This is a genomic window from Bradyrhizobium sp. (assembly GCF_019242285.1).
In the GTDB taxonomy this organism is placed as follows: domain Bacteria; phylum Pseudomonadota; class Alphaproteobacteria; order Rhizobiales; family Xanthobacteraceae; genus Bradyrhizobium.
Map to the genome: position 1 here is coordinate 1 of NZ_JAFAVV010000523.1, position 9,029 is coordinate 9,029.

The window sequence follows — 9,029 nt, forward strand, 5'->3', positions numbered from 1 at the left end:
AACATGGCGCTGTTCTCGTTCGCCGCGGTGGCGGGCTGGACCGCGCCGATGCTCACCCCGAAGCTCGGCCACCGCGGCATCAGCATCATCGGCTTCGCCATCGTGTTCGTCTCGCTGCTCGTCGCGGCCTGGGCGCTCTACGCGAACCACGTCTACCTGCTGCCGTTCGTCGCCGCCGCGATGCTCTGGGGCCACTACTGGGACGCCTCGAACTGCATGACGATCCCGACCATGGTGGCGAAACCGGAATACCGGGGCACGGCGAGCGGCTTCGCCTACATGTTCGTCAAGCTGCCGTCGTTTCTGGCGATCTTCCTGTTCCCGTCGCTGTTCGCGGCGATCGGACAGGCCAATGCCACGCTGTTCGTCGCGATCTTCCCGCTGATCGGCCTGCTCGCCGCGATCTTCATCCTGCCGGAGGTCTATGGCTACGAGCAAGACTGAGGCGGTAGCTCAGTGCTCCTTCGAATCGGGCTCCATGCGGTCCAGCGCCCGGTCGATCTCGCGAAGCTCGCGTTGGATGTCGGTGTCGTCTTCGAGTTCCGGCTGCTTGTGCATCTGGTCGATCAGCGTCTGCTTCCGTTCGAGAAGTTGGGGAATGTCGGACATCGCAGGCTCCAGAAAGTTCGCGTCTGGCTTTCCCTATACAATCGCGCGTGGGACCCAATGTTCCGCGCCCGCCGCCCTGGACTTCAAACCGCCTGCGCCTCCAGGAAACGCTCGGCGTAGTGGCAGGCGACCAGGCGGCCATCGAGCGGCCGCAGGGGCGGCCGCTGCACGCGGCACAGCTCGGTCACATGCGGGCAGCGGGTCGAGAACACGCAGCCTTTCGGCGGATCGAGCGGCGAAGGCAACTCGCCCTTCGGCACGGTCCGCTGGCGGTTGCGGCCGAGGCCCGGCGTCGCGTCGAGCAGGGCCTGCGCATAGGGATGCAGCGGCCGCGCAAAGATGCGCTCCTTCGGCCCGTGCTCGACGGCGATGCCCAGATACATGATCATCACGTCGTCGGCGATGTGACGCACCACGCCGAGATCGTGGGAGATGAACAGATAGGTCAGCCCCAACTCGCGCTGCAGGTCGGTCAGCAGGTTGAGCACCTGCGCCTGCACCGACACATCGAGTGCGGAGACCGGCTCGTCGGCGACCAGGAGCTTCGGCCGCACCATCAGGGCGCGCGCGATCGCGATGCGCTGGCGCTGGCCGCCCGAGAACATGTGCGGATAGCGGCGATATTGCTCCGGACGCAGCCCGACCCTTGCCATCATGTCGAGCGCCTGCGCCCGCCGGTCCTGCCTCGAGAGCGTGGTGTTGATGACCAGCGGCTCTTCGAGGATGGCGCCGACGCGCTTGCGGGGGTTGAGCGACCCATAGGGGTTCTGGAACACGATCTGCACCGTCCGGCGCAACGGCTTCACGGCGTTGGCGGGAGGATCGACCGCATCCAGTCCATCGAGCATCAGCGTGCCGGCGCTCGGCTTCTCGATGAGAGTCACGAGTCTTGCGAGCGTCGACTTGCCGCAACCGGATTCGCCGACGACCGCCAGCGTCTTGCCGGTCTCGATCGCGAAGGATATCCCGCCCACGGCCTGCAGATGTGCCGGCGCGCGGAACCAGCCCCGCTTGACCTCATAGCTGCGCTTGAGATCGGAGGCGGTGACGAGCGTCGTCATGACGCGGTCTCGCGCGCAAGGTCCGGTGCGCCGGCGGCGCCGCCGCCGTCGGTCGCGATGCGGGCCTCCCGTGTCGGATCGCCCAGCGGATAGTGACAGCGGACCATGCCGTCCATCCAGGGGCGCAGATCGGGACGCACCTTATCGGGCAGCGGCGTCGCATAGGCGCAACGCGGACCGAACAGGCATCCCCGCGGCCGATCATAGACTCCCGGCACCACGCCCGGAATGGTGGCGAGCCGTCCGCCGTCGCTCGCCTCCGGGCGGGCGGCCAGCAGCGCGGCCGTATAGGGATGCTGCGGCGACGCGAACAGGCTCTGCGTCGGGCGCTGCTCCATGATCTGGCCCGCATACATGACGGCGACCCGCTCGGTCGTGTCCAGGACCACGCCCATGTTGTGGGTGATGAGGATCAGCGCCATGCCCCGGTCGCGTTGCAGGGATAGCAGCAGATCGAGAATCTGGGCCTGGATGGTGACATCGAGCGCCGTCGTCGGCTCGTCGGCGATCAGGAGCTTTGGATTGCAGGCGATTGCCATCGCGATCATGACGCGCTGGTTCATGCCGCCCGAGAGCTGGTGCGGGTAGGCCGCCAGCCGGCTCTCGGCGGCCGGAATGCCGACCTGCTCCAGGAGCTCGATCACGCGCCGCCGCGCGGCCTTGCGATCCATGCCTTCGTGGATGCGCAAGGTCTCGGCGAGCTGATAGCCGATCGTGAACGAGGGATTGAGCGACGTGGTCGGCTCCTGGAAGATCATCGCCACGTCCTTGCCGGTGAGTGCGCGCCGCTCGCGGTCGGACAAGGTCTGCAGATCGCGCCCCTCGAACGACAGCCTGTCGGCCGCGACGCGTCCCGGAAAGGGCACGAGTCCCATCAGGGCCAGCATGCCGACGCTCTTGCCGGATCCGGATTCGCCGACGATCCCCAGCACCTCGCCCTTCTCGAGCGTGAGGCTGACACCATCCACGGCGCGAACCAGCCCGTTCTTCGACGGGAACGCCACCGACAGATTCTCAATCTCCAGCAACGGCATCAGATCGCCCCTGCGTGCTATCGCTTGAGCTTGGGATCGAGCGCGTCGCGCAATCCGTCGCCCATGAGGTTGAAGGCCAGCACCGTGACGAGGATCGCCGAGCCCGGAAGCGTGACGACCCACCAGGCCCGCAGCACGAATTCGCGCGCGTCCGCCAGCATCGTCCCCCATTCGGGCAAAGGCGGCTGCGCACCGAGACCGAGGAAACCCAGCGCGGCCGCGTCCAGGATCGCCGTCGAAATGCCGAGCGTCGCCTGGACGATCAGGGGCGCCGCGCAGTTCGGCAACACCTCCTTGAACATCAACCGGAGCCGGCCGGCGCCTGCGACCCTGGCCGCAGTGACGTAATCCTTGGAAACTTCGCTGATGACTGCGGCGCGCGCGATCCGCACGTAATGCGGCAGCAGCACGATCGCGACCGCGAGCATGGCATTCATCAGGCCCGGCCCGAGGATCGCAACGATCACGATCGCGAGCAACAGGCTCGGCAAAGTCAGCGTGATGTCCATCAGCCGCATGATCGCGATTTCGGTCACGCCGCGGAAGAAACCCGCCACCAGGCCGAGGATCGTGCCCGATATCACCGACAGCGTCACCACTGCGATGCCGATCAGCAGCGAAAGCCTCGCCCCATGGATGAGACGGGAAAGAATGTCGCGGCCGATCGCGTCGGTGCCGAGCGGATAGGCGATCGATCCGCCCTGCTGCCAGAACGGAGGCCTGAGAAAGACCGCGTTGTTGGTGAGAACAGGGGAATGCGGCGCGACAAGATCGGCGAACAGCGCAAGCACAATCAGGACCGCGATCACGACGAGGCCTGCCACCGCGCCGGGATTTGCCCTGAAATCGGACCAGAACTCCCACAGCGGGTGCGGCAGAGCGTCCGCTTGCGCCATGATGACGGAGTTCTCGAGGGCTTCGATGGTCATCTGGTGTGCCGGATGCGGGGATTGATCATCCCATAGGTGACGTCGACCAGGAGGTTGACGATCATGACGATCGCGCCGATCAGCAGCGTGCCGCCCTGCAACACCGGATAGTCGCGGCGGTTGATGCCCTCGATCAGCCATTTGCCGACGCCCGGCCAGGAGAAGATCGTCTCGGTGAGGATCGCACCGGTGAAGAGGACGCCGACCTGCAGCCCGATCACCGTCACCACCGGGATCAGCGCATTGCGCAACGCGTGGATCGCGATCACGCGGAAACGCGGCACCCCCTTGGCGCGGGCGGTGCGGATGTAGTCCTCGCCCAGCACCTCCAGCATGGCGGAGCGCGTCATGCGGGCGATCACGGCGAGCGGCACCGTCCCAAGCACGATCATGGGCAGCACGAGATGCGACAAGGCCGAGCGAAACGCGCCGAAATCACCGCTCAGCAACGTATCGATCAGCAGGAAGCCGGTCACCGGCTCGATGTAGTATTGCACGGCGATCCGGCCCGACACCGGCGTCCATCCCAGTTGCACCGAGAACAGCAGGATCAGCAACAATCCCCACCAGAAGATCGGCATCGAATATCCCGTCAGCGAAATCCCCATCACGCCGTGATCGAAGATGGAGTTGCGCCGGACCGCGGCGATGATGCCGGCCGGCAGACCGAGGCACAGCGCAAACAGGATCGCGCAGACCGACAGCTCCACCGTTGCCGGGAACAGCGTCTCGAATTCGGACATCACCGGCTCATGGGTGACGATCGAGCGACCGAGGTCGCCATGCACCAGCCGCGACAGATAGAAGCCGTATTGGACCAGCACCGGCTGATCGAAGCCGTACTCCTTGCGCAATAGCGCGAGCCGGGCCGGATCGATGCCGCGCTCGCCGGCCATCGTCTCGATGGGATCGCCGGGGATCAGGCGGACCAGGACGAACACGAGCAACGTGATCCCGATGAAGGTCGGGATCACCAGGCTGAGCCGGGTAAGAACGAACCGGAGCATGCCGTTCTCTGTCATCTCGCCGGAAACCGAAGGACGGAAGCGCCGGAGCGGCAAAGGCCGCCCCGGCCACTATTCCTTGACGTCGACGCCATAGAAGGTGTGGCGTCCGAACGGCGAGAGTTTGAAGTCGATCACCCGCTTGTTGACGGGCTTCAACTGCACCGCATGCGCGATGGTGAACCAGGGCGCCTGCTCCTTGAAGATCACCTGGGCCTGCGCGTAAAGCTTGGCCCGCTCGGCCTGGTCGCTGACGGTCTTGGCCTTCACGACCAGCTCGTCGAACGGCTTGTAGCAGAACTTGGCGACATTCGACCCGCCAGATTGCGCCGAGTCGCAGCCGAGCAGCGTGTGCAGGAAATTGTCGGGATCGCCATTGTCGCCGGTCCAGCCCAGCATGCCCATCTGGTGCTCGCCGGCCTGCATCCGCTTGCGGTATTCGCCCCATTCGAACGACTTGATCTCGGCCTTGACGCCGATCTTGGCGAGGTCGGCCTGCATCAGCTCGGCGATGCGTTTCGCGTTCGGATTGTAGGGCCGCTGCACCGGCATGGCCCACAGATCGGTCTCCAGACCGTCGGGATAGCCTGCCTCGGCCAGCAGCTTCTTGGCCGCTGCCGGATCATAGGGATCGTCCTTGACGTCGTCATTATACGACCACATCGAGGGCGGGATCGGGTTCTTGGCCGCGATGCCGGTCGACAGATAGACGGCATCGATGATCGCCTTCTTGTCGATCGCCATGCTGACGGCCTTGCGCACGCGCACATCATCGAACGGCTTCTTCTGGGTCTGGAACGCGAGATAGCCGACGTTGAGACCCGGCTGCTCCAGGATCGTGATGCTCGGATCCTTTTTCATCGCGTCGAGGTCGGCCGGGTTCGGATAAGGCATCACGTCGCATTCGCCCTTCTGGAGCTTGGCCCAGCGCACCGAGGCGTCCGGCGTGATGGAATAGACGAGGTCGTCGATCTTGGCCTTGCCGCCCCAGAATTGCGGGAACGCCTTGTAGCGGATCACGGCGTCCTTCTGATACTGCACCAGATAGAACGGGCCGGTGCCGATCGGATCCTGGTCGATCTTCTCGGGCGTGCCGGCCTTGAGCATCGCATCGGCATACTCCTTGGACTGGATCGCCGCGAAAGGCATTGCGAGGTCGGCGAGGAATGGGGCTTCCGGCTGGTTGAGCGTTATCTTGATGGTGTAGTCATCGACCTTCTCGACCGACTTCAGCAGTTTCGGCATGCCCATGTCGCCGAAATAGGAATGGTTCGAGCTCGTCACCTTGAAGTACGGATTGTCTTCCTTCCATTGCCGCTCGATCGAGAAGATGACGTCGTCGGCATCGAAGTCGCGCGTCGGCTTGAACGATTTGGACGTCGAGTGCCACTTCACGCCCTTGCGCAGGTTGAAGGTGTAGGTGGTCCCATCGGGCGAGATCGTCCATTTCTCGGCGAGGCTCGGCACCACCTGCGTGCCGCCGCGCTCGAACTCGACGATGCGGTTGTAGATCGGCTCGCTGCCGTCGAACGACGTGCCGGTGGTGTTGACGCCGGGATAGAAATTCTCCGGGCTGCCTTCCGAGCAGAAAATCAGGGTCTTGGCGGAGGCGGCCGAAGCCACCGTCAACGCCGAAGCGCACACGGCGGCGAGCAGGATTGATCCATACACGGTTGGAACTCCAGGTGAGTGGTCTCGGCGCGATGGCCGCGAGGCGGCGCCAGAGATGCGCAGGCGAGATTGCTATCGGGTGTCACGACTGTCAAATCCTGCGAGCCGAGCCGTCAGATCGGGGCGAGCTCCTCCCCAGGAGGTTGCAACTGAAGGTACTTTCGGTTGTTTCAGATAGCATGATGGAGGCCCGGCAGTGCCGCTTTCAGAAGTAAAAGTGGAGAGGCTCGATCAGGCCGGTCGGCGCGACGCCGAGGCTTTGGCCCGGCAATTGAGCAAGGTTACCCGTACATGGTCCGCCGACCTCAAGGTTCAAGGCGTGATGCTGAAGCTCGATCGGCCGGTATCTCGACTTTTACAACGGACGACGGCCGCATTCGAGCCTTGACGACCGCACCCCGGATCAAGCCTACTTCGATCTTCCTCCGCGCGGCGGCCTAACCCCGGCAGAGGCTCCACGTATCGACGCGGAATTTTTGTTCAGATAACCGGGGCCAGTTCAGACCAAGCCAAGGTTGTCCGAGGTCTGAACCAGAGCAGACAACGTGGTCGTATCTCTCGCCAATATAGAATTCTGGAGAACTGATTCCGAGTGGCTCCGCCCGTCACTGGATCTTCCTCGGATCCGTCACGATAGCGACTTTGTTGGAGGAACTCGTATGGTCGTTAATATTTTGCGACGAGCGGAACGCCCCAGTCGAACCTATAGCTTAGTCCGAGGCGAGCGACATGCACAGTCGGGTCGCGCCAGGTGAAGCTGGAGGGGAAGGTCGTGGGAAGATTTGGAGAAAAGGCAACGGAGTTGGCTCCGCCCAGGCGATAGTAAAGGTATTCGCTACGGATCAGCCAGTTGCGCGTAAGGGCCCATTCCAGTCCGCCGCCCAGCACATAACCGGTCTCCGTCCGCGCAAACGAGGTGGTTGCAAGATAACCCCCGTTTTGCAGGAGCACGCCATTGAATGCCGAAGCGCTGTAATCATAACGCCCCCAAGCACCGCCGCCAGTTAAATAGATCAGCGCGTTGGGCAGTACGAGATAACCAATGCGCCCACGCACGGAACTCAGCCAATCGAGCCTGTTTGACATCGTGGTGAGGCTGTTAGCGACGGGCTGGGTCGTGCCAAATAGCGTCCAAATGGAGTTAGCGCTCGAACTTGCGCTTGTCCAAGACGAATCAGCCTCAATACCCAACAGCCAAGCTGGCGCAAATTGCCAGTTATACCCACCATGGACACCCCCCACAAGGGAAGCGGCCGTACTGAGACGACCAACGGTCGGATTGACGCCAAAGTCAATTCCTAACCTGTTGCCCAAGGGCAGCGGATCCCATTCAACATCTTGGCGAGTCCATAGCGCACCGACATGCCCGCCAATGTAGAAGCCGGTCCAGGTATAGGCGGGAGTAGCCGGAACAACGGGCCGCGCTTTCATTGGAAGGTCGGCCGCGCATGCAATTCGAGGAGCCAGAAGACAGGCCGCCGCAAGAAATACAACAGCAATCCGCGCCATGATGACTTCCCGCCGGCGATTGTGCGCTCACCCTGCCACGGCCTTATCGAAGTACTGCAGCCGGGGCAAGCAGCGGTAGGTTAATTTGCGAGAGTTTTCGCTTCGGTGTGGCGAGGCGGCTACAATGGGAGAGTCCGTCATTCAAGGATGGACCGGACATGGTCCGCATACGAGCCGATGCAAAAACTACGCATTGGGTTGGAGGCACGCTGCTCGAGCATCTTCGCGATCGATCTCTCGCCTTTATCTCACCTTGGTGATTGCGCCGTCAAACCGATCGCTGTCGGCCTGCCGTCCCGTTGAGACCCGCGGGGTAGAGCGCCGCCCGAACCGCTGCAACCATGGTGATGTCCCCTCACCCCTTCCCAAACAATTCGTCGAGCAGATCAGGGGCGCGCGGGATGCTTTTCCTTTCGTCGCTTCACCCAGCCGGTCGGGCTTAACGCTCAATTCTTTGCATGCAAGAGCTTGGCATCGGCGGGCAGCGTGAGCGGTGAGCGCGATTCCGTCACAAACATGTGCCCCTGATGCGTACATAAATAGACGAATCTTTTGGTGAACAGCCCTCTCTGCCAGGTGACGATCAGTGGTTGCTGGGCGTTCGATACGATACTGCCGAAATCCGCCGGCTCGAGGGACACGACAAGGGCCGGCAGCGCGTCGCTGATCGCCCTCGCAACCCGAGTCGCGTGACCGGAAGCGGCAAGCAGAATCAGTACCAGGATCACATCGGTCATCATTGCACTCCGGGTTGGGAAGAACACTCTGCTTTGCAATCCGGCATATCGAACAATTCGGTGCTATCGACGGCGGCCGCAGAGACGCGGACCTGGACCGCAACTGCCCGAACGCTCCGTTGCACTCAGGCGCCTGCTCTTGAGGGCGCGGGCCAAGCCCGGCCGCGCTGCGGCCTCCCGGAACTGTCTCATTCGGGATCGCGACTCCTGGCGCGTTCTGGAAGCAGGTCCTCGATATCGAAGATGTCCAACATCGAGGAGCCGAATTCGGTGAGGAACAGCCGACTTCCATCAGGCGAGAGTGCCCATTCCCTCGGAAACACGCCTACCGGAAATGTCGTCAGCGTGGCTGGTGCATGGCGCAGGGCTTCTGATGCGCTGACAACACTAACACTGCCCGGCGCACTACCCCCAAATCTGTTCGAGTTCGCGACCGCGATCAGCCTGCCGTCCGCAAACGGCTGCACCCCGACCG

At 63.1% G+C, this 9,029-nt stretch carries 10 protein-coding genes and 1 pseudogene; 2 read left to right on the top strand and 9 right to left on the bottom strand.

Going from position 1 to position 9,029, the window contains the following annotated elements; translation table 11 throughout:
- A pseudogene (locus tag JOY90_RS20790) lies at positions 1–444 on the top strand (arabinose ABC transporter permease); the annotation flags it as partial.
- Positions 445–453: 9 nt separating this feature from the next.
- On the opposite strand, the gene JOY90_RS20795 reads toward JOY90_RS20790, so the two are convergent.
- The 6 genes from JOY90_RS20795 to JOY90_RS20820 form a co-directional block, all read right to left on the bottom strand.
- Positions 454–609 carry a hypothetical protein gene (locus tag JOY90_RS20795; RefSeq protein WP_291692984.1) on the bottom strand — a complete coding sequence of 52 codons (156 nt, stop codon included), beginning with the start codon at positions 607–609 and terminating at the stop codon, positions 454–456.
- Between the two features lie 83 nt (positions 610–692).
- Positions 693–1,670: a peptide ABC transporter ATP-binding protein gene (locus JOY90_RS20800; protein ID WP_291692985.1), complete on the bottom strand. Its 978-nt coding sequence runs from the start codon at positions 1,668–1,670 to the stop codon at positions 693–695.
- Positions 1,667–2,704, bottom strand: a complete 1,038-nt coding sequence (locus JOY90_RS20805; protein ID WP_291692986.1) for an ABC transporter ATP-binding protein — start codon at positions 2,702–2,704, stop codon at positions 1,667–1,669. The genes JOY90_RS20800 and JOY90_RS20805 overlap by 4 nt, the downstream gene beginning before the upstream one ends.
- A 17-nt stretch (positions 2,705–2,721) precedes the next feature.
- Positions 2,722–3,633, bottom strand: coding sequence for an ABC transporter permease subunit (locus JOY90_RS20810; protein WP_291692987.1), 912 nt, complete (start codon positions 3,631–3,633; stop codon positions 2,722–2,724).
- A complete protein-coding gene (locus JOY90_RS20815; RefSeq protein WP_291692988.1) occupies positions 3,630–4,640 on the bottom strand; it encodes an ABC transporter permease subunit in 1,011 nt (336 codons plus the stop codon). The genes JOY90_RS20810 and JOY90_RS20815 overlap by 4 nt, the downstream gene beginning before the upstream one ends.
- A gap of 69 nt (positions 4,641–4,709) precedes the next feature.
- Complete coding sequence (locus JOY90_RS20820) at positions 4,710–6,308, bottom strand: ABC transporter substrate-binding protein (RefSeq protein ID WP_291692989.1); 1,599 nt, start codon at positions 6,306–6,308, stop codon at positions 4,710–4,712.
- 196 nt (positions 6,309–6,504) lie between these two features.
- Here JOY90_RS20820 and JOY90_RS20825 point away from each other — a divergent pair, with 196 nt between their 5' ends.
- Positions 6,505–6,696: a hypothetical protein gene (locus JOY90_RS20825; protein ID WP_291692990.1), complete on the top strand. Its 192-nt coding sequence runs from the start codon at positions 6,505–6,507 to the stop codon at positions 6,694–6,696.
- Positions 6,697–6,974: 278 nt separating this feature from the next.
- On the opposite strand, the gene JOY90_RS20830 is transcribed toward JOY90_RS20825, so the two are convergent.
- The 3 genes from JOY90_RS20830 to JOY90_RS20840 all read right to left on the bottom strand — a co-directional run.
- Entirely contained in the window at positions 6,975–7,817 is an 843-nt protein-coding gene (locus JOY90_RS20830) for an outer membrane beta-barrel protein (protein ID WP_291692991.1), read from the bottom strand.
- Between the two features lie 446 nt (positions 7,818–8,263).
- Positions 8,264–8,554: a hypothetical protein gene (locus tag JOY90_RS20835; protein WP_291692992.1), complete on the bottom strand. Its 291-nt coding sequence runs from the start codon at positions 8,552–8,554 to the stop codon at positions 8,264–8,266.
- A gap of 188 nt (positions 8,555–8,742) precedes the next feature.
- The coding region (locus JOY90_RS20840) for a hypothetical protein (RefSeq protein WP_291692993.1) at positions 8,743–9,029 on the bottom strand (287 nt) is incomplete at its 5' end.

Bases quoted from the DNA above. Each gene is read 5' to 3' on its own strand.
- JOY90_RS20830 (WP_291692991.1), bottom strand. From the start codon at position 7,817: ATGGCGCGGATTGCTGTTGTATTTCTTGCGGCGGCCTGTCTTCTGGCT.
- JOY90_RS20795 (WP_291692984.1), bottom strand. From the start codon at position 609: ATGTCCGACATTCCCCAACTTCTCGAACGGAAGCAGACGCTGATCGAC.
- JOY90_RS20835 (WP_291692992.1), bottom strand. From the start codon at position 8,554: ATGACCGATGTGATCCTGGTACTGATTCTGCTTGCCGCTTCCGGTCAC.
- JOY90_RS20815 (WP_291692988.1), bottom strand. From the start codon at position 4,640: ATGCTCCGGTTCGTTCTTACCCGGCTCAGCCTGGTGATCCCGACCTTC.
- JOY90_RS20810 (WP_291692987.1), bottom strand. From the start codon at position 3,633: ATGACCATCGAAGCCCTCGAGAACTCCGTCATCATGGCGCAAGCGGAC.
- JOY90_RS20805 (WP_291692986.1), bottom strand. From the start codon at position 2,704: ATGCCGTTGCTGGAGATTGAGAATCTGTCGGTGGCGTTCCCGTCGAAG.
- JOY90_RS20800 (WP_291692985.1), bottom strand. From the start codon at position 1,670: ATGACGACGCTCGTCACCGCCTCCGATCTCAAGCGCAGCTATGAGGTC.